The organism is Terrilactibacillus laevilacticus (genome assembly GCF_006517395.1).
Classification (GTDB): domain Bacteria; phylum Bacillota; class Bacilli; order Bacillales; family Sporolactobacillaceae; genus Terrilactibacillus; species Terrilactibacillus laevilacticus.
The window spans coordinates 1-23,451 of record NZ_VDCY01000010.1 but is presented as its reverse complement, the minus strand read 5'-3'; the positions used below and the strand labels follow the sequence as shown (position 1 = coordinate 23,451).

At 37.8% G+C, this 23,451-nt stretch carries 18 protein-coding genes and 1 pseudogene; 10 read left to right on the top strand and 9 right to left on the bottom strand.

What is annotated here, in order from left to right:
* Positions 1-100 precede the first annotated feature (100 nt).
* The 4 genes from FG390_RS11395 to FG390_RS11380 form a co-directional block, all read right to left on the bottom strand.
* A complete protein-coding gene (locus FG390_RS11395; RefSeq protein ID WP_141191218.1) occupies positions 101-3,280 on the bottom strand; it encodes a DEAD/DEAH box helicase in 3,180 nt (1,059 codons plus the stop codon).
* A gap of 323 nt (positions 3,281-3,603) precedes the next feature.
* A complete protein-coding gene (locus FG390_RS11390) occupies positions 3,604-4,566 on the bottom strand; it encodes a D-2-hydroxyacid dehydrogenase (RefSeq protein WP_141191164.1) in 963 nt (320 codons plus the stop codon).
* Between the two features lie 493 nt (positions 4,567-5,059).
* A complete protein-coding gene (locus FG390_RS11385; RefSeq protein WP_141191163.1) occupies positions 5,060-6,367 on the bottom strand; it encodes a cytosine permease in 1,308 nt (435 codons plus the stop codon).
* A gap of 28 nt (positions 6,368-6,395) precedes the next feature.
* Positions 6,396-7,844, bottom strand: coding sequence for an amidase (locus FG390_RS11380; protein ID WP_141191162.1), 1,449 nt, complete (start codon positions 7,842-7,844; stop codon positions 6,396-6,398).
* Positions 7,845-8,276: 432 nt separating this feature from the next.
* Between FG390_RS11380 and FG390_RS11375 the strand changes: the two genes are divergently transcribed.
* Positions 8,277-9,923: an amidase gene (locus tag FG390_RS11375; RefSeq protein ID WP_181406478.1), complete on the top strand. Its 1,647-nt coding sequence runs from the start codon at positions 8,277-8,279 to the stop codon at positions 9,921-9,923.
* A gap of 50 nt (positions 9,924-9,973) precedes the next feature.
* Here FG390_RS11375 and FG390_RS11370 read toward each other — a convergent pair whose 3' ends face one another.
* Positions 9,974-10,399, bottom strand: coding sequence for a VanZ family protein (locus FG390_RS11370; protein ID WP_141191160.1), 426 nt, complete (start codon positions 10,397-10,399; stop codon positions 9,974-9,976).
* Positions 10,400-10,869: 470 nt separating this feature from the next.
* Between FG390_RS11370 and FG390_RS11365 the strand changes: the two genes are divergently transcribed.
* The 5 genes from FG390_RS11365 to hxlB are packed head-to-tail and all read left to right on the top strand — an operon-like array spanning position 10,870 to position 15,191.
* Positions 10,870-11,967 (top strand): PTS fructose transporter subunit IIC, encoded by a 1,098-nt coding sequence (locus FG390_RS11365; protein ID WP_141191159.1) that lies wholly within the window; start codon positions 10,870-10,872, stop codon positions 11,965-11,967.
* A gap of 19 nt (positions 11,968-11,986) precedes the next feature.
* Positions 11,987-13,009 (top strand): LacI family DNA-binding transcriptional regulator, encoded by a 1,023-nt coding sequence (locus tag FG390_RS11360; protein ID WP_141191158.1) that lies wholly within the window; start codon positions 11,987-11,989, stop codon positions 13,007-13,009.
* A 58-nt stretch (positions 13,010-13,067) separates the two neighbouring features.
* Entirely contained in the window at positions 13,068-14,054 is a 987-nt protein-coding gene (locus FG390_RS11355; RefSeq protein ID WP_141191157.1) for a sugar kinase, read from the top strand.
* Positions 14,032-14,652, top strand: a complete 621-nt coding sequence (locus FG390_RS11350) for an orotidine 5'-phosphate decarboxylase / HUMPS family protein (protein ID WP_141191156.1) — start codon at positions 14,032-14,034, stop codon at positions 14,650-14,652. The genes FG390_RS11355 and FG390_RS11350 overlap by 23 nt, the downstream gene beginning before the upstream one ends.
* The gene (gene hxlB / locus FG390_RS11345; RefSeq protein WP_141191155.1) at positions 14,649-15,191 is read left to right on the top strand and encodes a 6-phospho-3-hexuloisomerase; all 543 of its coding nucleotides are present in this window, start codon (positions 14,649-14,651) and stop codon (positions 15,189-15,191) included. Before FG390_RS11350 ends, hxlB begins: the two co-directional genes overlap by 4 nt.
* A 114-nt stretch (positions 15,192-15,305) precedes the next feature.
* On the opposite strand, the gene FG390_RS11340 is transcribed toward hxlB, so the two are convergent.
* Together FG390_RS11340 and sspO are read right to left on the bottom strand one after the other, a co-directional pair.
* Entirely contained in the window at positions 15,306-16,601 is a 1,296-nt protein-coding gene (locus tag FG390_RS11340) for an MFS transporter (protein ID WP_141191154.1), read from the bottom strand.
* A 476-nt stretch (positions 16,602-17,077) separates the two neighbouring features.
* Positions 17,078-17,230 carry a small acid-soluble spore protein SspO gene (gene sspO, locus FG390_RS11335; protein WP_141191153.1) on the bottom strand — a complete coding sequence of 51 codons (153 nt, stop codon included), beginning with the start codon at positions 17,228-17,230 and terminating at the stop codon, positions 17,078-17,080.
* A gap of 169 nt (positions 17,231-17,399) precedes the next feature.
* On the opposite strand from sspO, the gene FG390_RS11330 reads away from it, so the two are divergent.
* The 4 genes from FG390_RS11330 to FG390_RS11315 all read left to right on the top strand — a co-directional run bounded on the left by FG390_RS11330 (position 17,400) and on the right by FG390_RS11315 (position 20,408).
* Positions 17,400-17,600: a hypothetical protein gene (locus FG390_RS11330; protein ID WP_141191152.1), complete on the top strand. Its 201-nt coding sequence runs from the start codon at positions 17,400-17,402 to the stop codon at positions 17,598-17,600.
* A gap of 407 nt (positions 17,601-18,007) precedes the next feature.
* Entirely contained in the window at positions 18,008-18,676 is a 669-nt protein-coding gene (locus FG390_RS11325; protein WP_141191151.1) for an HAD family hydrolase, read from the top strand.
* An 87-nt stretch (positions 18,677-18,763) separates the two neighbouring features.
* Complete coding sequence (locus tag FG390_RS11320; RefSeq protein WP_141191150.1) at positions 18,764-19,990, top strand: mannitol-1-phosphate 5-dehydrogenase; 1,227 nt, start codon at positions 18,764-18,766, stop codon at positions 19,988-19,990.
* A 79-nt stretch (positions 19,991-20,069) separates the two neighbouring features.
* A complete protein-coding gene (locus tag FG390_RS11315) occupies positions 20,070-20,408 on the top strand; it encodes a DinB/UmuC family translesion DNA polymerase (RefSeq protein ID WP_141191149.1) in 339 nt (112 codons plus the stop codon).
* Positions 20,409-20,690: 282 nt separating this feature from the next.
* Here the strand turns inward: FG390_RS11315 and FG390_RS11310 are convergent, their stop codons facing one another.
* Together FG390_RS11310 and FG390_RS16070 are read right to left on the bottom strand one after the other, a co-directional pair.
* Positions 20,691-21,026, bottom strand: a complete 336-nt coding sequence (locus FG390_RS11310) for a thioredoxin family protein (protein ID WP_141191148.1) — start codon at positions 21,024-21,026, stop codon at positions 20,691-20,693.
* A gap of 115 nt (positions 21,027-21,141) precedes the next feature.
* Positions 21,142-23,361: pseudogene (locus FG390_RS16070) on the bottom strand (DsrE/DsrF/DrsH-like family protein); the annotation flags it as partial.
* Positions 23,362-23,451 lie beyond the last annotated feature (90 nt).

Sequence of the window (23,451 nt, the reverse complement as noted above, 5' to 3'; positions counted from 1 at the left end):
TTTGGAATCTGGTAGATCAGAGCAGGAATACTTTAAAAATCACAATTACTGTCCATATTGTGTATACACATCTAACAAAAATGTCTTTTTACGGTACCTGTCACCGTAATATCTCTCGAATATCTTCTTCAGTCAGCGTATAAGTTGACTTTTCCTTCGAATCAATAATTTTCTCAATGAGGTGTCTTTTTTTCTCTTGCAGCTCATTCATTTTTTCTTCGATTGTGCCGCGGGCAACGAGTTTAATGACTTGAACGACTTTTTCCTGGCCCATGCGATGGGCACGGTCAGCTGCTTGTGCCTCTACGGCAGGATTCCACCAATTGTCATATAAAATCACAGTATCAGCACCTGTCAGGTTTAGCCCTGTTCCTCCGGCTTTCAAGGAAATGAGAAAGAGATCACGTTCTCCGCTATTAAATTGATGACATATGTTGACTCTTTCTTCTGATGGGGTTCGTCCATCGAGATAGAAAAAAGGTCGTCCTTGACTCACTAACTCTCGACTGATCAATTCAAGCATTTTCGTAAACTGGGAGAAAATCAACACACGTCTTCCAGAAAGTTTGGCTTCCTTTATAAGCTGTTTTAATTGCTCAAATTTAGCTGAGTTTCCTTTATAACCCTCCACAAATAAGGCTGGGTGACAGCAAATCTGTCTCAGACGGGTTAAGCCAGCAAGGATTTTAATACGATTTTTTCTCAAGGTGTCTTTGTCCAGATACTTTAACGTGTCGTGACGTAGTTTTGCTAAATAAGCGGCATAGAGTTTCTTCTGGTCAGGAAGGAGCTCCACCGTCTCGATTGATTCAATTTTTTCAGGGAGCTCGGAAATAACATCCTCTTTTAACCGCCTCAGCATGAATGGGCGAATCCTGCGAGTGATTTGTTTCTTTGTAAGTTCACTAAACTCCTGTAATCCCCGAAACAATTCTGGAAAAACCACATGAAAAATGGACCATAACTCCTCTAGTGAATTCTCTACCGGCGTTCCCGTGAGAGCGAAACGATGATCAGCTTGGATCTTTTTCACTGCTTTTGCCGTTTTGGTCACTGGGTTTTTAAATGCCTGTGCCTCATCAAAAAACACAGTATGAAAAATTTGTTTTTCAAACCAGTGGACATCACTCCGTAACATCGTATAGGAAACAATGATGACCTCGTTCTCCATAACCTCTTTTTGCATCTGGATCCGTTTTGCTTTGTTACCATCCACCACAGCAGCTTGAATGTGTGGTGTAAATTTCATCAATTCGCTCAGCCAGTTATACGTTAGCGATGATGGACAAACAATAAGAACTGGGCGTTTCTTTTTTTGTATCGTAGGAAGCTCGGACAAAATGAACGTGATACTTTGCAGCGTCTTACCAAGCCCCATATCATCGGCAAGAATCCCTCCGAATCCGAAACTTGAAAGCATCTTCATCCATCTGAAACCCTGCTTTTGGTATTCTCGTAAAATCCCATCTAAGCTTTTCGGTACGGCGTGCGTCTGACTGTCCAGATGAACGATTCCATCTAAAAACTCACGGAACGATGTCTCTAAAGTGAAGACATCATCAGCTGTAGAATCAATAAGCTGAAGGCCTTTCGTAAGAGGTACGCTGAATGCGCTATCCAGATCCTCATTCTGAATAGGAGCAGCATTCAAGAACTGCCTAATGTATTCAAACTCTTTTGTTTCCAATGACATTAGTGAGCCATTACGCAGGCGATAATATTTCCGTTTTTCCTCTAAAGCATCTAATATCTCACGTATCTCTTGGTCAGGAATGCCATCCAGTTGAAATTTGAATTCCAGCCAGTTGGTTCTTTCCTTTTGCACCTTTACCCTGATCCGCGGCTTCGAATTTTCTTTGAAAATTCGGTTTCTTACTGCCGTCGTAGCATAGATTTGCACGAGGTCCTGAAGTTTAGGAAGCCTGTGATAGAGAAACTCGTATTCCAACGCTTCATTTTGTAAAAAGTACCCCCCATCTGTTTTGGTGAATAAACTATCCTCCATCAACTTTAGAATCAGTGCCTCTTTCTCTAAATCTCTGACTATCAGGCCACCTGGATTACTGTCACGACTTTCCGAGGGATTAAACACACTTTTTCCATAATGAAATTCTAGACTTGCAAGCAGACGATTCTTGATGCGATCCAAAAATAATTTTGCAACGAGCGGTGTCACCGAAAACTGATCAGAACTCATGCCAGATAGATGAACATCTCCTAATCTTCTCAAACCAGGAAATACTTTTTCCATAAAAAAGTGAATTTGATTTTGGGAAATGGGGATCTGATAAGTACCAGAAGCGTCCAGCATCTTTTTTATATCAGAAAGGTATTTACAATCCTCTTTTTTAAGCTCAAAAATGGTTCCATCCATGAAAACGGAATGATAAGCATCGAGTATAAGGATCTCTTCCAATCCTTTAATTAAAAGTTGATAACCTTTCCCTTCTGTTTCTGAGAGATCGAATTGTAAAGGGAGCTTATCATTTGATAAACGAAGACCTTCAAACGTCTTCCCATTGTAGGCCAATGTCACGCCTGGCGTTTCCTTCAACAGAGATTTCAGCCGCTTCCATGAAGAAGGTGGAATAATCAAAATGTCATGACCAAGGTCAAATGATTCAGATAAACCATCTAGATAAATTCTTTCATCCTCGATCACCTGAATAAGCTGCTGAATAACCGCATCTACTTCTTTGTGAAAACAATGAAGATTTGGATCGTATATCAATGAATCCGATAAAACGCTAGATTGACCGTTTTTAACCTGCCCAAGAAATTCCCGGATATTGTGCACCAATGCCTGACCAACGTTAATCTCGATGCTGAACATGTACTTTTCTTTATTTATAACAATGGGTTTACATGAAAAAAACAACGGAAGAACGTCTCGGTTTTCGAAATGTAACTGGTGACCACTTGAACGGATTGGCGTAGATTTGAAAATACGCATGACTCCTTCGGCTAAATCCTGATCAGTTGATAAGTGTTCTCCATTTTTCTGCTGCCCGCGAATCCATAGTAAAACAGCGGCAATATGCTGACAGTCCTTTTTAACCGAAGCGAGTTTGGGGCAAGTGCATGTCGCATGAAATCCCCCATGATCAACCCGTTCAATGATGACATGAAAATTTTCTTTACCAGCCACAACTGCCTCACAACGGTCAGGAGTATACGATTCACATGTGACTTTATTAGCACGATAAAAAGAGTCCCCTCTTTTCAAGGAGACCTTTCCGCACCTGTCTTCAATTATTTTTTGATTTAATTGGATATTCAACATGTTTCGCCCATTTCACGTGGTAATTTCACTTTATATAATGTTATCACATCATAAATAAAATAAGAAAGGCTACCTTTTATATTATAGAGGTTGTTCAATTTTATGATCTGAATCCCACTAATTGAAGATCTTCCCTTTTTATTATTTGATTCCTCTCCCATTTTCTTCATATAAATATAAATAACTAAATCCTTGACTATTTTATTGCTTGATTCTTTTTTGATATGACGGTTCAATATAAGCGCAACACTTCCTTATCCCTAATGTACACTCGATACGGACATTGATACAGAAAATGTCTTTTTGCGGTACCTGTCACCCTAATACCCTTTCTTAAAATCTACCAAATTAACACTCGGTTTCTTCCCTTGAAGATAATCCCGCAAATTTGGTATAAAGATATCTTTTATCACACGTTTCGTATAATGCTCGGTGGCCCCAGCCGTATGAGGTGTGACAATGACATTCTCCATCTCCCAAAGCGGGCTATCTTCAGGTAATGGTTCAGTAGCAAATACATCAAGCCCGGCACCCGCTATTTCCTTTTGTTCAAGTGCTTTGATCAAATCCTCTTCTTGAACAATCGGACCACGTCCAATATTAATTAAGAAGGCACTTTTTTTCATTTGACTAAATTCCTTAGCCGCAAACATATGCTTTGTTGCTTCTGTTAATGGTAGTGTGATAACAACAAAATCACATTGTGGAAGCACATCTGCTAATTGATCAGATTTATACATTTTGTCTACAAAATCCGTCGGTTTACCAGAATGACGAACCCCAAGGACTTTCATTCCGAATGCCTTCGCAATTTTTGCTGTTTCGAGTCCAATGGCTCCCACACCAATAATGCCAATCGTCTTCTCATGGATCTCCAGCTTAAGATCGGATTCTTCCCACTTTTTTTCTTTTTGCTGACGGACATACGTATGGATTTTTCTTGTTAAACCGAGTAAATGGGCAAAGATCGTCTCAGAAATTGGATAGGTATGTACCCCGTTCGCACTTGTTAGTGAAACACCTTTTTTCTGAAGATCTTGAAGCGGAAGGTCATTCACCCCAGCACTCCATGTTTGCACCCATTTGAGGTTTGTATTTTGTTCAAGAAGGATCGGCTCAATGGCTTTTTTCCAATGAAGCACAATTTCTGCTTCCTTAAGCTGTTCTTTCAAGTCGTCTGGATCTTCTCCTGTTACAATCTCCCAATCAGAGGCTACTTCTTTAATATCATTTAAGTACGTTTCATCAAGATCACGATTGATCACTAATGTTCGTTTTGACATAAGCTCCCCTTTCTTCAGCCGTAAAAGCGCTGACATTCATTCTTTATTTAATTGTATCATTTATAGAAATATCATACCCGTTTTGGGATTGGGATGAGCATGAAGTCGAAGTTTCTTTTTTAATCTTAGTATATTTAAGAATGGAAAATAGATGGTTAAAAAACATGCTATATTCAGTTTTTAACATAAAGGTGAGATGATTCATTATTTTTAATTCTTGCAATATTTTAAGACGGTAATTATAGTAAATGACTCAATCATGGTAATAAAAACAAGACTTGAATAAGTATTTATCATTTATTTTCGAACCATGCTAATTTCTGATATCTTAGAAAAAAATATATAGAGTTCCCTTACTTTTTTTGGTTAATCAATAATTCAACGTAGTAAGACAGCAGTGACTGTTCTTGGTCGATTTGATTAAAAAAGAAACCGAAATACCGGTTCCTTAAAAATAAATCTCTAATCTCTAGTTCAACATCAATTATGAAAATTACTCCCCAACAGCAGATTGATGATCTGACTTGGATACTGATTTATTAACAAATATAGAACCGATAGCGTAGAAAATTACAGCGGCAATAATTCCACAAACTGCAACTGATAATTCTGGTGCCTTAAAATTAATGACAAATGCAACCATTGATGAAAGTACCCAAGTAATAAAAGCTAATGGATTCCATTTTTTTAATTTGTCATTCGATTTACGACGAAGTACAAGTTGATCCATTATAATAATGGCTGCAATTGGTGGAATAACAACCCCCAATAAATTAAGCCAATCTAAGAATACATTCCAAATTCCAGATACAGCAGCAACGATACCAATAATCCCTAAGATCATCGTCAATGTTCTCATTTTTTTACCTGTCATATGCGACCATCCAACCGCACCATTATAAAGACAGTGTGTTGAAACCGCCCCAAGATTAATAAATACAAACAAGATAGAAAGAACCGTAAGTAATGTACCATGCCCAGATAGTACCATCATAAAATTACCACCATTAGTACCTGGATCCTTGATGACACCACTTGCCACAACAATTCCTCCAACTAACTCAGCAAGAAAGTTAGCTATCGGAAAAGCAAACATCGTAGCAATAACCCCTGATCGACCATTTTTAGCCCATCGTGTAAAATCTGCTGTCATCGTTCCAGAATCCGCAAACCCCGCAAAGACTAAAGAAACGGCTGCTCCAAACGAGAGTCCTGCACCTGCAATCGGATGATTCGTAAAACCTGTTGGACTGGTCTTTAATGAGATAACAATAGCTATAATTGCCATAAGAATATACATTGGTGCAGCAATCCAACCCAAAAAGGACAGTGCTTTAATACCGATATAAGTTACAGCAATATATAAAACACCTCCAACAATGGTCATGAGTAACATGTTAGAACCAAAGGATCCATTCATTGTAGCTCCAGTCAGTCCTACCTGAAAGGCAAACCATCCTACGACCATGGCAGAAAGTAATCCAGAAACAATATAATAACCAGATTTACCAAATGTCTTTTGAGCAATTAATGCAAAGTTCAATCCTGTATGACCTGCTTTATAACTCAAAAGTCCTACAATAATAAATAGGAGTAAATTGCCAACAAGCATCGCTTCAACCCCTGTTTTAAATCCAAGAAAAGCCGTGATAACTCCCCCTATAACGGCACTCGTTAAAACCATGGGAAATCCAAACCAAACAGCAGCTACTAAAGCTAAAGACTTTCTATATTCTTTTGGTACTGGAGTATGTTCAAACTCCGGATCTAATAATTTATGTTCACTTTGATTTGGTTGCATTTAGCTACCCCCATATTTTCAATTTTAGTTATTTTTCTGCAATAGATGGCCATTTATTTTTCCAAGGACGGACTTTTTCAAATGCCGCTGAAGCTTGTAAAACAGTGGCATCGTCAAATCGGCGCCCAATAATTTGTAACCCCACCGGGAGTCCTTCTTTTGTAAAGCCAACCGGGATTGACGCAGCTGGTTGTCCTGTCATATTAATAGGAAAAGTAAATGCCAGAACATCATTTAACTCTTCTAGGTTTGTTTTCCCAGCGATATCACTTGGTGTATGCTGTCCAAGTTCAAAAGCTGTGCATGGCATAGTTGGAGTTATAATTAGATCATAATTATCCATAAAAATTCTCATCTTGTTATATACAGTTTGTCTTTCCATAATAGAGTTAGAAAAATCTTCAGCCGTCCATTCTGTTTCTAATATACTAACTAAAGCTTGACTAAATAATCCTGGTTGTTCTTTATTCAATTTTCGAAGAGTAGATAAATCCGACTCGTTTGCGATAATGGAAGAAAATGCTGTGGCTGGATTATTAAATCCTGGATTTGCCTCTTCAACATGGCAGCCCAGTTCTGTACTAAATACACGAACCGCTTTTTCAAGAATTTGCCTTACCTCTGGATCTACAGATGCATATCCCCAGTTTGGGCTCCATGCAATTTTAAGTCCATAAATTCCAACTTGTAAGTTCTGATTAAAATCATAGTTCTTTCCAGGTAGAGAATGACGATCACGTAAATCTTCACCAGCTATGACAGAGAGTAATAAAGCACTATCTTCAACTGTTCGTGTCATCGGTCCTATACATTCAAGAGATTCCCAGCTGCTGCCCCCTGGAATTCGGGGGTCTCGACAACTTGGATACACTGGAACAAGACCAAACGTCGGTTTTATACCATATACACCATTAAAGGATGCTGGCTGTCGAACTGAACCTCCTCCGTCGCTACCTAAAGCAAAAGATCCCATGCCGGCAGCAATGGCAGCACCTGATCCACCACTTGATCCCCCTGCTGTCCGATTGATATTCCAAGGATTACTGGTCTGACCAAATAGGTGATTATCTGTCACACCACTATAACCAAATTCTGATGCATTCGTTTTACCAATAATGATCGCACCAGCGTGACGTAACCTCTCTACAACCACATCATCCTCATCAGGTATGTAATCAGAAAATAAAGATGAACCAAAAGTTGTTCGAAGATCCTTTGTTAAGATTAGATCTTTGATCATTACTGGTACTCCATGTAAAGGGCCAACAGCCTTACCATGAAAGATAGCTTTGTCCGCAGCGTCCGCTTCATTCAAAGCTGTTTTAGATACTTCACAATACGCATTAAGAATTGGATTTAATTCGGTAATTCGATTTAAAACAGCCTGAACCAACTCTCTAGATGAAATCTTTTTCTCTTGAATGACTCTACACTGCTCTGTTCCTGAAAGTAAACATAAGTCATCACCTAAATCCATTCCATCTCCTCCTCGCTTTAATAAGTAGATTTACTGGGTCAACCAAATAAACTTATAAGTGCTGAATAATAATTATCGATATAACTGGTCATACCAGTAAATCTGTTATTCTATTAATTTAGCAACTCGATTCAGAATTGTCTAAAATGTTGTAAGTTTTTCTGACATGGTTAATTAGACGCTTTTTAAACCAGTTAATGGCCGATTAATTTATATAATCAAATAGCGGTTCATTCGGTTATTCGAAATTCATAGATTAGTCCATAAGTAATTCATTTAAGAGATATATAAAATTAAAGTGCAGACTTATTGACCATTTTTAACAAAATATCTATCTAGTTGATTTATTTCGATCTTTTTATATGTATAATTGTCAATAAATAGTCTAATTAGTTTAAATATTCATTAAAAAAATGGAAAGGGATGGGATGCTTGTTCACACATTTCAGTAGTCAAAACCTCTCTCGCGTCAAGAATGTAACGAAAGTAGGTTTCATATTACTCGTCGTCTTAGGTTTACTTCTTACCTTTGTACCTTCTACAAACGCAGCTAAACCTCCTATTTCTGCTAAGTCTGTTGAGGGAATGTCTATTAGTAAGATTGAGTCTGGTATCAAAACTCACAAGTTTTCTTGTCAACAATTGGTATCGGCGTATACAGATCGTATTAAAGCTTACGATAAACAAGGACCAAAACTGAACGCTGTAATTAATATGAATCCGAAAGCTGAATCTCAAGCAGCAGCCTTAGATAAAAAACAACGTTCCGATAAAAAATTAGGCCCAGCTCATTGTGTTCCTGTTGTTGTTAAAGATGTTATCAATACGGATGACATTCCAACCACAAATGGATCAAAGCTATTTGAAAATTGGACTCCTGACAAAAATGCAACCATTATTAATCGTTTAGAAGCCCAAGGCGCTATCATACTGGCGAAGACGAATTTGGATGATTTTGCAGCTGCGGTCTATGGCATATCTAGTCTTGAAGGAGCTATTAAAAATCCATATGATCTCAGTCGAACAGTTGGCGGTTCATCTGGTGGCAGTGCAGCAGCAATAGCTGCTCAATACGCTCCCTTAGCTCTTGGAACAGATACGGGTGGATCCCTTCGTATACCAGCAGCTTTGACTGGAGTGGTGACCATTCGTCCAACTGTAGGATTAGTTAGCCGTCAGGGAATATTCCCAAGGGCTCTTACACAAGATACAGCAGGTCCTCTAGCTGCAGACGTCAAAGACGCAGCGACTGGACTTGATTTAATCGCAGGATATGATTCGAATGATCCTACAACAGCCCGAGGAGTCGGTAAAATTCCTAAACAAGGTTATGCCTCTTTCGCAAAAGGCGGTCGACTCAAAGGGACTAAGATCGGTCTTGTAACCGGCGGATTAGCAATTTGGGGAGATCAACCTAATGGACCAGTCGTTCAGTTGCTTCGAAAAGCAGCTAGTGATCTCGAAGCATTAGGTGCTGAAGTGATTGAAATTAAAGGCCCGGATAAAGATTTACTTGGCGGCTCGTCCGTCATTACTTATGAATCTGCTCATGATGTAAATCAATTTCTCTCTGAGCAAGGTCCTAACGTTCCAGTAAAATCATTCCAAGAGCTCTATGATTCTGGTAACTACAGTCCTTATGCTAAAGAATCCTATGACCGGGAAATCAAAATTGACCCTAATACTCTCTCTGATAACCTGAACTATCAACGTGCACTCTCTATGCGTACACAATTACAGGATTGGACTCTCGATACGATGGCAAAAAACAATTTTTCAGCAATTGCATATCCATCTTCTGCACAACTTGCTGACTTAATTGGAAAAGAGCAAGCTGGCCTTTTTAGTAGATGGAGTGAAAATACTGGTTTCCCAGCCATTAGCGTTCCTATGGGATATGCTATATCTAATACCGGAACATCCTTACCCGCAAACATCGAGTTTTTAGGAAGAGCATTCGAAGAACCAGAAATCATTCATATTGCAAGTGCCTATGAAAACTCTACAAAGAACAGAGTGGCACCACCACTACCTGGGATTACTACATCAACAAATAAAGTCAATCATTCAAAAAAATGATAAAATAATGTAAAAGAACCCGCACAAGGTATTAACCTATACGGGTTCTTTTACTCCCTATTCATTTGCCATCTAACCCCTACCCACACCAAATACCCAACAAAAGCACCCAGCGTATTCAAAATAACATCATCAATATCCGTACATCGATTGGCCATAAATAACTGAATGCACTCTATAGTAATGGATAATAAACAACCAAAGAGGACAACTCTAGATAACTTTAATTGAGGAAATCTAATAGATAAAAAGAAACCAAATGGGACAAATAACAAGATATTACCAAAATCATTTACGACGAGGCTAGAATAAGTTAAACCTTGATTAAAAATCAAGAAAGGGTTTAGATTGATAAATCCTTTACTTACACCGATCCCTAATTCAGAATGAGGAAGGATTGTCATATAGAAAATAAACAATATTGAAAAAATAGTTAAGGCATTGCTAAGCCATCTACTCATATTCACATTTATCATTTAATCAAACCTTTGTTTAATATTTCCTTTACAATACTATAACATAAGATGGTTGACTATATGATTAAAAAAACATTAATAATAGCTATTGATTATTGAGGGTCTACTGAACCTCTCATGACTAAAGTCACGAGTGTTCTCGGCTATTTCATAAATCTTGGTGGTGAGAGGCACTCCGCGTAACCCCAAAAAACATCGTGTCTGGAAGATAGCAGTTGGAAACTCTAAATTTTCCCCTTCTAACATACTTGAGGAACTTCATCTTTGCAACCGAATAAAACATATGTTCTTACATTTATATTAGACAGGATCTATTCTCTTGTTAATATGAATCTTCGATATTATTCGACATATTTCGGGTGGTGACAGGCACGTGTAAGCGTTGCCAAATCAATTTTTTTATCGTATACTATAAGTACAATCTAGTTTACCGATTTACAAAACCGGTTTATACTAAAGGTGGGATAATCATGAAAGAGCAAACAAAGAAGAAATCAATTAAAGAGATGCTTTATGATGATTTAATGAATGGTATTAGGTCCATGATCCCTTTTGTTGCTGGTGGAGGTATTTTAATTGCCGTGTCTTTCTTATTCGGTATTAATGCGACAAAACCTGGCAGCTCAGATTTTAATCAATTTGCAAAAATGTTATACGATATTGGTCATGAACATGCCTTTTTACTTATGCTTCCTGTCTTTGCAGGTTTTATCGCAAGCGCAATTGCAGGAAAAACGGCTTTAGCACCAGGTATGATTGGTGGATTAATTGCTCATACAACAGGGAGTAGTTTTTTCGGAGGAATTATTGCTGGATTCCTTGCTGGCTACAGCATTAGGGCTCTAAACGTTCTATTCAAAAAATTCCCTTCTAGTTTGGAAAGTCTTAAAAATGTCTTGATTTTTCCGGTTATTAGTACCTTTTTCGTCGGAGTCATCATGTTCACTATTATTGCAGGACCAATGAGTTGGTTAAATTCAACATTAACAAGTGGATTAAATAGTCTTGGAACGAGTAATCTAGCTCTAGTTGGTGCCGTGTTTGGTCTGATGATGGCCGTTGACCTTGGTGGTCCCGTTAATAAAATAGCTTACACATTTGGTCTTGCCATGATTGCACAAGGAAACTATTACCCGATGGCAGCCATAATGGCAGCTGGTCTCGTGCCACCACTTGCTGTTGCCCTATCAACAACTCTATTTAAATCAAAATTCACGATTGATGAACGAACACAAGGAAAAACGTATTATTTGCTTGGTGCAAGTTTTATCACGGAATGCTGTATGCCAGTTGCTTTAGCTGATCCACTTCGCATCATTCCGTCAGTCATGATTGGTTCAAGTATCACTGGAGCTTTAACCATGCTCTTCCAAATTAAACTACCTGCTCCTCACGGGGGACTCTTTGTTATTCCTGTCATTGAAGGCGGTCTTATGCCGAAGCTATTATTCTTATCATCTATTTTAATTGGAACTGTTGTAAGCGCTGTATTAATTGGTCTATTAAAAAAAGCCAAACAAACTGAAAAAGATGCGGTAAAAGATGAGTTAATTTTAAAAAAAGCATAAATGAAATGCGGTGTATCATATGAAGAAAAACGAACAACATATCACCATTGCAGATATTGCTAAAAAGGCAAATGTCTCTAAAACAACCATTTCAAGATATTTGAATGAAAAATATGAGTATATGTCGAGTGAGACAAGAGAGAAGATCTCAGCCATTATTAAAGAAACAAATTACCGTCCTAACAAATTTGCTCAAGGCTTGAAATCAAAAAAAAGCCATTTTATAGGCATATCCTTAGCAGATATCGGAAATCCCTACTCCGCACTTATGTTAAAAGGCATCAATGATTATTGTAAAAAGAATCATTTTCAAATGATCATTACGAATGCAGATAACGATCAAGTAACTGAGAAACAGAACATTGAATCTCTCATTGATACAAATGTCGAGGGACTACTTATTAATGCCACGGGTTATAACCAGGCCCTTCTCGACCAATTAATAGATCAAGGAGTCCCTGTCGTTTTACTAGACCGTTCAACCGAAAATAGAATTTGTGATGCAGTAACAACAAATGACGCGGTCATTATGCAATCACTTCTTGAGCATCTTATCACAAATGGGTTTAGATCATTTATTTATATAACCGAAAACATCCAAAAAATCAGTACCCGATTCATTAGACAGTCATGCTTTCATCACTTTATATCTTGCAATGACGAAATTTATGGCAAGACCTATACCGTTGATATCAATAAGAAAGCAGACATCAAAACAATCATTAGGCGTGAATATCAAGATCATATAAATGAACAACCAGTGATTATTGCTGCGAACGGTGAAGTCCTACAGGTTATCTTAGAATGTTTATATGCATTAGACTTATCCATTCCAAATCAAATGGGTCTGTGTGGTTTTGGCGACCCCAACTGGACTAAATTGACCCATCCCAGCATTACGGTTATTGATCAAAATGCCTTTGCCATTGGACAAAAAGCGATGGAATGCCTCGCTCTTCGATTAACAGGCGATAGAGCGCTACCAGAACATTTTGAGATACCAGGAACATTATTAATACGTCAATCAACAAAACGAATGTAAAACTATTTCTTAATATTTGCTATACCCAATATTTCAAGGAGAAGGGAAATGAACGATCATGAGTGAAATTATTACGATGGGTGAAGCGATGGCAATGTTTGTTGCTGATGATGAAGCTCCATTAAGTCAAGTTAATCATTTTACAAAATATCTAGCTGGGGCAGAAGTAAATGTCTCGATCGGAGTCTCAAGATTAGGTCATACCATATCCTACCTCAGTCAAGTCGGTCGTGATCCTTTTGGAGAATATATAAAATGCATGTTAGAAAAAGAGCATATCTCAACAGATTTCATTAAAGTCAACGATGAACACCCAACTGGATTTCAAATAAAAAATAAAACCAGTGCAACAGATCCAGAGGTTGTTTATTTTAGAAAAAACACAGCCGCGTCAACGATTGATCCAGCATTTATAAACCAATTTGATTTCACTGGTGCAAAAATACTTCACGTCACGGGTATTTTTCCCGCATTAAGTGATGAAACGTTTCAAGCAACCCTTCAAGCCATTCAAAAAGCAAAACAAAATCAGATGCTTGTCACATTTGATCCGAATCTTCGACCTTCTTTATGGAAAAGTAAAGAAGACATGGTTCGTAAAATCAATCTTCTCGCTGAAAAATGTGATGTTTTCATGCCGGGTTTTAAAGAGGCAAAACGTCTAACAGGATTAAGCACAAAAGAGGAGATAGCCAATCACTATTTAGCCAAGGGTATTAAAAAAATTATTATAAAATTAGGCACAACAGGTTCCTATATGAAAGAGCAAAAAACACAAGACAGTGAAACATTTGTAAAAAGTTTTACTGTACAGCCAGTTGATACAGTTGGTGCCGGAGATGGTTTTGCTGTGGGGATTCTCACCGGATTACTAGAAGGACTAAGTCCCTCTGCCCTTCTAACACGCGCCAATGCCATCGGGGCTATTCAAGTAACACACATTAGTGATAATGAAGGATTGCCAACGAGAGATGAGCTGGATCACTTTATCGCCTCTCTCTCTAAAAAAGGAGTGAACTCATATGAAGTTACAAGTGGCCATTGATCGTGTAGATCGTGAAAAAGCGTTATCCATGATCAACAAAGTTACACCTCATGCGGATATCATTGAAATAGGTACTTCGTTAATCAAAGATTTTGGATTGAAGCACTTAGACCAGATCATGCATTCAACTCATCAAGCCCTCCTTCTTGGAGATATTAAAACAAATGATGAAGGAGAATATGAATTTATACAAGGTTATCAAGCAGGATTTGATATTCTTACCGTCATGGGCAGTTCATCTTATGAAACATTAACTAAATGCTATCACGTGACCAAAGAATACGGAAAAGACATGATGATCGATCTACTCGAATGCACTGATGAAAAAATTAAAAAAATAGCCTCTTTTCCTGATGCTATTTACTGCTTACACACCTCCATTGATAAAGAAAAGAACCAAAACCCGGCTCAAGACATCAAAGCCTTTAAAGAAAAATACCCACAAATTAAGCGAATGGCCGTTGCTGGGGGGATCACTCTTGAGGAATTGCCCTCTATTAAAGAAGCAGGACCCGAAATTGTGATTGTGGGCTCTGGAATTACGAAGGCCAATGATATAACGAATCAAGTTAAAATTTACAAGGAGGCATTATTATGAGAATGATTGATCAAATTGTAAACGAAATTCAAGGCGTTATGGAAAAGTTTGATGAATCTTCATTAGACGACGTTATGTCCTATCTTTCAAAAGACCGTCGTATTTTTGTAGACGGAGAAGGTCGCAGCGGATTCCAAGCACGAAGTTTTGCCATGCGCTTGATGCATATTGGCTACCAGCCTTATGTCATGGGGGAAACGGTCACACCTTCTCTTAAAGAAAAGGACGTATTTGTGGCTATATCAGGCTCAGGAAAAACAAAAAATACGGTATCCAATGCCGAAGCCGCAAAAAAATTAGGCCTAACTGTAATTGGCGTAACAAGTAAATTAAACTCACCGCTCGCTCAATTATCAGATGCCATCATTTTAGTTCCTGGTGTAACGAAAGGCGATAAAGGTGGTAAATCCATCCAACTTCTCAGTTCCCTGTTCGATCAATCCGTTCATCTTGTACTCGACGACCTTTGCCTACGTCTCAGTCGTCGTGACCATGTATCGAATGAAGAAGCCGCCGCTAATCATATTAATGTTGAGTAAGACTGTAGCGTATCTGAGCTCGAGATCTTTCCCCTAATTGGAGGATGATCTTGAGTTCTTTTTTTACAAATATTTTTTGGCAAATTTCGGGCGGTGACAGGCACCGGCACCACCCTAAGCAAGTTTTTTGCCTTTTGTTTCAGGCGCAAGTGTAATTGAGACGATTGTGCCCAAAAGCAAGACACCCGAAAGAATAAGCATCGTTGGAGATAACCCAAGCCTTGTAATCATAATAGGTAAGAGGAATGTGCCTAGTGCAGAACCAATCCGGCTACAGGCCGTAGCAACACCTACACCTGATGCTCTTAGCTCAGTCGGAAAACTTTCCGCCGGATAAATCCCCACTAAGTTATTAATGGCTGAGATAAATATCGTGTACACAACAAATGCGATAATTAAAAGTATACTAAAGCTTTGAGGGATTATCCCAAGTAAAGCAAGAGAAACAAAACATATAACAAATGAAGAAATAAGGAAACCACGGCGCGAGAGTTTCACTGTCAAATAAGTTCCAAGGAATGCACCCAATAAGAGGAATAAATTTAACACAATATCCGCCGTATGACCTTCTTGCATGTCAAAATAACTTAAGATAGTTGGTAAAAACGTAAATACAGAGAAGTACGGTAAAACAATGCAAGCATAAAACGTCCCATTAAAAATGGTTCGTTTGATATATTTTTTACCAAACAAATGTTTCATACCTAGGTTTTTGGTTTGTTTTTCATGTGGAATATAAACATGCTCACCAAGATTCTCTTTGACAATTTCTTGCGCTTTTTCCTCTTCTCCCTGACTCATCAAATATTTCGGAGATTCAGGAGTACCGATTCTAAGTAGCAGCACGGTAATGGCCGGAATAGTTGATGAAGCTAACATCCAGTTCCATGCTACTCCAGCATCTAGTAAAAACATGCCAATCAGACTTGATACCACATACCCAACGGTAAAGAAAACATTAAATGAGCCTAACAAAGATCCACGATATTTTTTGGGTGAAAATTCTGCCAGCATGGCTTGCCCAACGGTATAGTCTCCACCTAATCCAAATCCTATAAAGAAGCGCAAAATAAATAGAATCCAAACATTCGGTGCGAAAAGTTGTAAGAATGACGCAAGTGTAATCAGAATGAAACTAAATAAGAATATTTTCTGACGACCAATATAGTCTGATGCCCACCCTAACAAGAAACTACCAAAAAACAAACCAATAAGTACAGAACTTCCAAGCAGACCTAATTCAAATGGTGTTAAATCCCAAACTTTTCCTAAAGCAAGTAACGCAAAACTAATAATTCCGATGACATAACCATCTGTAAAATGGGCGCCAAAAGTTAAAGTTGCCATTTTAACATGAAATTTTCTTATTGGAGACTCTTCCATTGGAATTTTCTTTTTCTTTTTTTTCATTAAATCCACCTTCATTTCGTTAGTAACAAGTATTGTGCAATTTTATAATGATAGAATCCTTTTACATAAAGTGGTTTAACTCAGAGGTTGACCTAATCGTTATAAGTGCGTGTTCAAAAAGGTGACAAACGAAAAGGGTTACTGGCTAAGTACGCTGGCATCCTGCCAGAACGCCAGTACTAGCCCGTCCTGGCCGTCGGAAGGCTAAGAGCGGCGCAGTTTTGAGGACCGGCATTCCACATGATGTGGTAGCTTCAGGCGCCCGCCACAGGACGTGAGCGATTTTAGTTGAAGGTCCTCTTGTTTTTGGTACATGAGGACCGGAAAAACAAGCGGGCGCCGAGATTCGTAGCTTATCATTTGGTGACTTTTTGAACAACCTCTATAAGGTAAAAATGACCTAGGATCTTTCTTCATTTAAAGGTCAATCCTAGGCCATTATTAAAATACGGTAATTGATAAAGTATCTTTGATGATTATTGACGTTTTTTTGTTTTCTTATTATTGAACTTTTCAGCGGGTGTTAGCGGTTCATTTGCAAATTCATGATCAAATTGTTTGGACAAACTTTTTCTAACAGCTTGTTCATCACTAAATGAATCGCCTAAATTTTTCTTTTTTCCAGCCATTTGTGGACACCTCCATCAGATATTTTGCCTGTAATGAGTCAAAATATGTATGTGAAGTTGACTTAATTTGACACAACTCGGTCGCACTGACAGGCACCGTGAAATCGTGTCATCCGCCTTACCTTTTGCATATATTGGCTTTGATCAATTATACAAAGGGAGAGATTTTATGGATCCACGTTTAGCTCAACTTCTTCAAAAAACAAGCTTATATGGCACTTTAGCCATGTATTATGAACATATCGATCCAGAAAAACATATTTATTTTTACAAAAAACATCTTAAATATGAGACTCAACTTGTTCAACTTTATTGGACCTTACATGGTACAATGGAAAACTCACCTTGGAGAGAAAATTATCCACTTTAAAAGGGGCCGCCTGGTTCCTTTTCTATTGAATACATGACTTATTTTTACTTACTTTATGACCGAAATAAAATTAAACAATACATAAGACATGTTTGGTCATCCTTATGAGGACTCTAGACAAGTTCAAAAAATTTTGAGCATTGACAGTAGGCGATTCCCCCGTGGTACTTCCCCTAAACACCCGCCTATTTTGTAAATTTTTTAAAAATATTTTGGTCACGTTTCCATTATTGATTTAGTGCGGTTTTCTACGCTACTCTTTTCCGCCATTTTCATCCTAATCCCTCTCATCTTCCTTGAAACGTTTAAACATTCATGCTACGGTTATATTAGTGATTAATAATTCACAATATTAAAAGTTATTTTTCACTCTAAAATTTAAATTTGGAAGGGGATATGTCACTCATATGATTAAAGCGATTATTTTTGATTTTGACGGGACAATTATTGACACGGAAACGGCATGGTATGTTGCATTTAGGGATGCTTATAAGGAACATGGAATTGATTTGACATTAGAAAAATATTCAGAATGCCTCGGTACTAGTCTCCATTCTTTTGATCCATACACATATTTACGTACTCATCACAATATTCCTATTGATCTGGACGAATTCAGAAAATCGATTCAAAACACCCACACAAAAATGATGGAAAGTGAATCCATCAGACCCGGAATTTTAAATCTTTTAGACGAAGCCAAAGAAGCAGGATTAAAAATCGGTCTAGCCACAAGCTCTCATATGGATTGGGTCAAAAAGTTTGTCAATCTGCTTAATATTGATGACTACTTTGACTGTTATTGTACAGCTGACAGTGTTAAAAATGTTAAACCAGATCCCGAACTTTATCATCAAGCTTTAGACCGATTAGGCGTTAAGGCAAGTGAAGCGATTGCCATCGAGGATTCGCCAAATGGATCACGTGCGGCCGTTGCGGCTGGTATTCCTACCATTGTCGCCAAAAATACAATCACAAATCAGTTACCATTTAGCAAAGGTCACCATACAATCGACTCATTAGAAAACTATACACTAACTGATTTAGTGGAGAATTTTATTAAGAAAATAGGGTAACTCATGATCAGATAAAATTTGGTCAATTATTCATCTCGCTTTTTATTTCTTAACAACTGAAATATTATTCAAGAGGAGAGATTGCCTATGAATGCATTACACCATGAATTGAGTGGAAGTCGTGATTCACAGCCCCACAGGCCGAACGCCGTACATTTTGGAGCAGGAAATATTGGCCGAGGATTTATCGGATTACTTCTCACCAAATCCAATTACGACGTTTGCTTTGTCACCCGAAATAAAAAGAAAATCTCCTTACTCAAGCAAAGAAAACAATACCCCGTCTATATTGCTAATGAAACAAACGATAAACAGATCGTTCAAAATATCACTGCCATCTCTTCAAAAAATAAAGAAGCCGTTGCGAGGCGTATTGCAAATACCAACTTGGTAACGACCGCTGTCGGTGTATCTAATTTACCAGATATTGCAGAGAAAATGGCCTTAGGTATCAGGCAAAGATTAGAAAAAAGTCATATAGACCCTCTTCATATCATCGCATGTGAAAATGCAATCGCTGCTAGCTCTAAGCTTAAGAAATACGTTTATGAATATATACCTGAAGAAATGCATGAAAAAGTAGATCGCTATGTCGCCTTCCCGAATGCTGCTGTTGATCGGATTGTTCCAGCACAGCACCACGAGGATCCACTTGAAGTTACCGTAGAACCTTATTTTGAATGGGTGATTGACCGTTCTGCGATGCTTGGAGGACTACCTGAGATACAAGGTGTCAAAATGGTAGATTCCCTTGAAGCGTTCATTGAACGTAAACTATTTACCGTCAATACAGGTCATTGCTGTGCAGCTTATTTGGGTTATCTCAATGGCTATACCACCATACAAGAAGTGATGGCTGACCCAATATTAATAATGGAAATTGAAAATGTCATGCAAGAAACGGGTCATATGTTAATTGAAAAACATGACCTAGATGCATCGAAGCATAAGACATACATTAAAAAGATCTTAAAACGTTTCAAAAACCCTAATTTAACCGATAAAATTGTTCGGGTTGGCCGGTCTCCGATTCGTAAACTTTCTTTGAATGACCGGCTAGTTAAACCTGCTCTGCTGTCACATGACCTTGGTCTAGACGTATCCAACCTGACAAAGGCCATAGCCGCTGGACTACTCTTTGATTACCCCAAAGACCCTGAAGCTAAACAATTAAAACAAGCCATACGAAAAAATGGTGTTCATCAAGTCATCATTAAGTATTTGGGTATTCCACACGCTCACCCCATCCACCAAAAAATCGTAAATAGGTATAATGAGTTTAAAGAAAAATTCCGTCTTGTGAAAGAAGCTTAATCTATCTCTTTTAAAAAATGTAGAAGAAAAATAAATGTTCCCTACACTCTATTAAACATCTTGAATCCACCTCTTCACTATGGAAGAAGGTGGGTTATTTTTTTCTAATCATCTGAACAAACTATGGATTAGTATTTATAAAACAGGCCATAAACTATTTAATAAATATTGGGATCATCACCCTGTAAGAAGCGTTGGCATCGCCATTTCTGACCTACAACCCGACTACTATTATCAACTGGATTTGTTCAGTAATTATGAAAATAAGTTAAAACTGAGCAGCGCCATGGATGATATTAGAAACAAATATGGCACGACAGCCATATTTCGAGCCACCTCTTTAACCGCAGCTAGTCAATTGTTTGAAAGAACACATATGTTTGAAAGAACACATAAGATTGACGGACATTATAAATAACAATTTCACAAAAAATAAACGGCCCAAGCTCCGTATAAGAGCGAAAAGCCGCTTAGAAATTTCTTTATTTCAGCTATTATTTGACGAGGGGGAGTTCATATTGCGGCCCCCCCTCTTCTTTTTCATATAAAACGACTCTAGAATAGACAGAAAGATAACTCAATTTATTCACTTTCAAATCTTAGCTCATCATATGTTAACCCTCTATATATGGAAGCATCAATATGATTTACGGTTCCTATTCTACAAAAAATTAAAGGTAGGAAATTTAGTTAGCAATATTTATTGTTGATAAATTTTATAAATTTTTTCCATTTTCTTTTCCAATTCATCAAAGTGGACAAAACGAGCTTCTCTTAGAAATTCTTTTCCTTCAATAAATAAAAATAAAGAAGGAACAGAAAAAATGGAATATTTGGCCACTACCTCTTCTACATGATACGCATCAACTTGTCCTAATTGAATAAGTGGAAATTTATCCAACAAATGTCTTAAATGAGGTAAGATAGCATGGCATACGCCGCAATCTGGTTTTGAAATATATATAAAGCTTAATTTGTTATCTTTTATAAAGTCTTCTATCATCTCGATAGATGTTAATTGTTCTATTTTTTTCATTTAATATTCCCTTCTTTTTTTATTTACTGTGATGAGCCGATTTTTCAAAAATCCTTATTCGTTAACAGCCACATCATAATTCTAGTGCAAAACATGACATGAATGATCTAGTATACTAAACAAATAAGTTAAGACCGGCATCTTCCGTATCACTCAAGTATGTTGCAACGCCAGCGAAATCAATACCGTTGATTAATTCTTCTTTTTTAATTCCCATCACATTCATACTCATGGTACATGCGACAAGTTTCACTCCTGCTTTTTGTGATGTTTGAATAAGGTCTTACAAAGTATCTACATTTTTCTTTTTCATAACACGCTTCATCATTTTTGTTCCTAAACCGCCCATATTCATTTTAGATAATGGTAGTTCGCTAGGCCCTTTTGGCATCATCATACCAAACATTTTTTCCATAGAATCTTTTTCAACATGTGGAGGATTTTTTTTTCGCAAAACATTCAAGCCCCAAAATGTGAAGAACATCGTTACGTTTTTACCCATCGCCGCGGCGCCATTTGCAATGATAAAAGAGGCTATTGCTTTATCTAAATCACCGCTAAAAACAACCAAGGTTGCTCCATTTTTTGTCTCTACAGTAGCTGAGTCTGCGTTATAATTATCCACATTTCCTTTTTGTATCACAGCTTTTACTACTTTGTTTTCAAACGAAGAAGAAATAAGAGTATTTCCTGTTCTATTAGCCCAGGATTCAACATCACTGGAAAAACCAGGATCCGTGGCGGATACTTCCAATCTATCTCCATCATTTAATTTCTTCATTTGTTCTTTCACTTGTATAATGGGACCTGGGCATTGCAAACCACAAGCATCCAGTTTTACCATTCTTCCAGAATCAATCTGTTCCTTCCTTGGAGAATATGTTTCTGTTTCTTCAGTAAAAGATTGGTCTAGTTTTGACGAATTACTTTCCAGTACTGCTTTATATGTCTTATATCCGCCATCCAAGTTCTTCACGTGAAATCCATTTTGTTTTAAAATACGTTCAGCTAAATACCCCCGTATTCCAACTTGGCATGATACGAATATCGTTTGATCTTTCGGTAATTTATCTAACTGATTCCTTATATCATTTAGCGGTATATTGATCGAACCCGGAATATAACCCATTTCTCGTTCTACTGGTTCTCTAACATCGATAAGGAGTCCTCCGTTTTGTACAATACTATCAATTTCATGCCATTGTACGGTTTCTACCATACCATCCATGATATTGGATGCTGCATAACCAGCCATATTTACTGGATCTTTGGCAGATGAATAAGGAGGCGCATAAGACAGTTCTAGATCCGGTAAATCTTTCACCGTTAATTTTCCTTTTATAGCAGTTGATATGACATCAATTCTTTTATCCACACCATCAGCTCCCACCGCTTGTGCGCCAAATATTATTCCTTTTGTCGGATGGAACAATAATTTAAGGGCAATTGGTGATGCACCAGGATAATAACCTGCATGGGAATTAGGATGAATATGGACTACTTCATAAGGCCATCCTATTCGTTTTAATGTTTTTTCATTATTGCCAGTAGTAGCCACTGTTAGGTTAAATACTTTGGCTATAGATGTTCCCAGCGTTCCATTATACTGTACATCGATTCCGGAAATATGATCAGCAACCAAACGACCTTGACGATTGGCTGGCCAAGCGAGCGGAATCACTGTTGGGTTTCCATTCACATAATCCACGACTTCAATCGCATCCCCAATGGCATATATAGAAGGATCTTCTGTTTGAAGGGTTGGTCCAACTTTAATTGTATTCCGTAATCCAAGCGTTAAACCGGCCTCTTTTGCTAATGTACTTTCTGGCGCCACCCCAATAGATAAGATGATGATATCTGCATTTAATGTAGCACCACTCTTTAACAATACTTTTGCACCGTTATTTTCAAATGCAGTTACACTATCTTCTAAGATCAAACGTACACCTTTTTGCTTAAGATGCTGATGAAGTATGGCCGCCATTTCATAGTCTACAGGCGTCATAACTTGATTTCCTGCTTCTACCAACGATACACGAATACCAAGGGCTGATAAATTCTCAACCATCTCAATCCCTATAAATCCTCCACCAATAACAACAGCCTGTTTCACCTCGTGAGATTCAGCATAACTTTTGATTTTATCTGTATCAGGAATATTCCGTAGCGTAAATAAATTCTCTGCTTCTTCAATGCCTGGGATTCCAGGTTTCAATGGCTGTGCTCCAGGCGACAAAATTAAAACATCATAAGATTCTTCATATACTTTCCCTGTTTCTAAGTGTCTTATTGTAACGCTCTTGTTATCACGATTAATTTTTGTCACTTCACTTAAACGACCACCTGCTAAAGCAGGTGGATTTGGACATAAAATGTCTACGACTAAAGTCGTTCTTAAGACTGAAGTCATCTCAAAGTCCAT

Coding starts and splice junctions, on each gene's coding strand:
- FG390_RS11355 (WP_141191157.1), top strand. CDS start 13,068: ATGAGTGAAATTATTACGATGGGTGAAGCGATGGCAATGTTTGTTGCT.
- FG390_RS11350 (WP_141191156.1), top strand. CDS start 14,032: ATGAAGTTACAAGTGGCCATTGATCGTGTAGATCGTGAAAAAGCGTTA.
- FG390_RS11330 (WP_141191152.1), top strand. CDS start 17,400: ATGGATCCACGTTTAGCTCAACTTCTTCAAAAAACAAGCTTATATGGC.
- FG390_RS11325 (WP_141191151.1), top strand. CDS start 18,008: ATGATTAAAGCGATTATTTTTGATTTTGACGGGACAATTATTGACACG.
- FG390_RS11370 (WP_141191160.1), bottom strand. CDS start 10,399: ATGATAAATGTGAATATGAGTAGATGGCTTAGCAATGCCTTAACTATT.
- FG390_RS11320 (WP_141191150.1), top strand. CDS start 18,764: ATGAATGCATTACACCATGAATTGAGTGGAAGTCGTGATTCACAGCCC.
- FG390_RS11360 (WP_141191158.1), top strand. CDS start 11,987: ATGAAGAAAAACGAACAACATATCACCATTGCAGATATTGCTAAAAAG.
- hxlB (WP_141191155.1), top strand. CDS start 14,649: ATGAGAATGATTGATCAAATTGTAAACGAAATTCAAGGCGTTATGGAA.
- sspO (WP_141191153.1), bottom strand. CDS start 17,230: ATGGCTGGAAAAAAGAAAAATTTAGGCGATTCATTTAGTGATGAACAA.
- FG390_RS11380 (WP_141191162.1), bottom strand. CDS start 7,844: ATGGATTTAGGTGATGACTTATGTTTACTTTCAGGAACAGAGCAGTGT.
- FG390_RS11315 (WP_141191149.1), top strand. CDS start 20,070: ATGGAAGAAGGTGGGTTATTTTTTTCTAATCATCTGAACAAACTATGG.
- FG390_RS11310 (WP_141191148.1), bottom strand. CDS start 21,026: ATGAAAAAAATAGAACAATTAACATCTATCGAGATGATAGAAGACTTT.
- FG390_RS11365 (WP_141191159.1), top strand. CDS start 10,870: ATGAAAGAGCAAACAAAGAAGAAATCAATTAAAGAGATGCTTTATGAT.
- FG390_RS11390 (WP_141191164.1), bottom strand. CDS start 4,566: ATGTCAAAACGAACATTAGTGATCAATCGTGATCTTGATGAAACGTAC.
- FG390_RS11340 (WP_141191154.1), bottom strand. CDS start 16,601: ATGAAAAAAAAGAAAAAGAAAATTCCAATGGAAGAGTCTCCAATAAGA.
- FG390_RS11385 (WP_141191163.1), bottom strand. CDS start 6,367: ATGCAACCAAATCAAAGTGAACATAAATTATTAGATCCGGAGTTTGAA.